Below are 1,568 nucleotides of genomic sequence, written 5' to 3'. Positions count from 1 at the left end.
TTTATTTTCGGTTTCTTCTGCAATTTTATACTTCAACAGAATGCACCAAAGACTGAAGATTAAGCCACTAACCTAAAGTCTAAGTATTAGGCATTATTAGATATTAGCTATAAAAAAAGCAGATCAGGGCTAGGTAGTAATAAAGTTGTGCTTCATAGGCTTGTTAGAACCTTAGAGCAATTCAACCATTAGCCTAAACTCTAGAGCGTAGAACCTTAAACCTCATAAACACCCAGGGCTTCTAGTCCCAAGAATGTCCTAGACCTGCAAGCCTTTTACCTTTTGCCTTGATGTCATGCTCGATTGGAAATCACTACGTATTTGGCTGCTAGCTTTTGTTTTTGGGGCTACTTTATCAGTTATGGGCAAAGTAATTTGGTATCCAACTACAAGCGCTCGTCCCATCACCCCTTTTGAATTTCCAGCTACAGTTCCCTTACCAGAATGGCAGCCTCTGGAAAGTCAAGGTTTGACTGGTCAAACGGCTGTTGATAAAACACTACAAGCTGGCAAGCACTATCGATATATTCAGAATGATTTACCTCTAGATATAAAGATGCGCTATTTAGTTCAGAGCGGGGGTGATATTAATAAATTCCTTCAAAAGTACATAGGGATTGAACCTGCTAGTCAAGAATTAATAGTGTCACGCCAGCAGAAAAAAATAGGTTTTCATCGCTTATTTGTGTACCAAGAGCGGGCTTACCTCAGTTCTTGTATCAACCCCCGGGGTGGCAGTACAGTCACCAGTTATCAGTTCAAGAAAAATCGGGATATTTACGATGTACGCTCCCGTCGCCTGCTGCTATGGTTACCGGGTCAGGTAAAGCTACAAGACAACCGTTGTCTGTGGGCTCATCTTTCTATTCCTCTAGAGAATTCTTCCCCTGAAGCTGCCTATCAAGTGCTGGAAAATGTTTGGCCTGACTGGTACGACTGGTGGTATTTACACTTTCCTAAACCTTGAGGTAAGGTTTACGACAATCGTGTCCTATTATGAAGGAATATTTAATATATGACTAAATTAGATGGCAATAAATTGACTGAATCCGTAGAGGATATACGGCAGTTTAACTTTTCTGTTCTAAGGTCTGCGACTCTGTTGCACTGGATAGGTTATGGCCTTTTAGTGCTAACTGTATTTGACGTAGTTGAAACGTTGATCCCACCAAACTTTATGAATCCTGCCTGGGAATTACAGACTATAGGGGCATTGGTGGAACGGGTGCCTGTACCTTTACTCGGCTTAGCCCTGGTGTTTTATGGAGAGCGCCATGGGCGCGAGAGATGGGAAGTCCTGGTTGTGAAGGTTTTATCCTGGTTAGCTTTGGTGCTGGGAGTGCTATATTTCTTGCTGATTCCTTTGGGAATTATTAACACAGTGCGGATTAATAAACAAGCCAGTACTCAAATTACTACTCAAGTTAACCGAGGGATGACCCAATTCCAACAAGTTAAAGATGCTTTGGAGAAAGTAAATACAGAAGCGGAGATGGAAAAACTTTTGGCAAGCCTGAGTAGTGAAGGTCGCACTCCGGATATCAATAATTCTCAAGAATTGGAGAGGG

The 1,568-nt window shown here is 41.9% G+C and carries 2 protein-coding genes; both read left to right on the top strand.

The window, feature by feature from the left end; genetic code table 11:
* Positions 1–361: 361 nt before the first annotated feature.
* Entirely contained in the window at positions 362–967 is a 606-nt protein-coding gene (locus F6K53_RS41350; RefSeq protein ID WP_293086158.1) for a cyanoexosortase A system-associated protein, read from the top strand.
* 48 nt (positions 968–1,015) lie between these two features.
* Positions 1,016–1,568: HpsJ family protein (locus F6K53_RS41345; protein ID WP_293086156.1), on the top strand; the 553-nt coding region annotated here is incomplete at its 3' end.

The organism is Moorena sp. SIO4A1, assembly GCF_010672065.1.
Taxonomy (GTDB): domain Bacteria; phylum Cyanobacteriota; class Cyanobacteriia; order Cyanobacteriales; family Coleofasciculaceae; genus Moorena.
The sequence above is the reverse complement of the archived record's forward strand: the minus strand, read 5'-3'. Positions and strand labels throughout refer to the sequence as shown.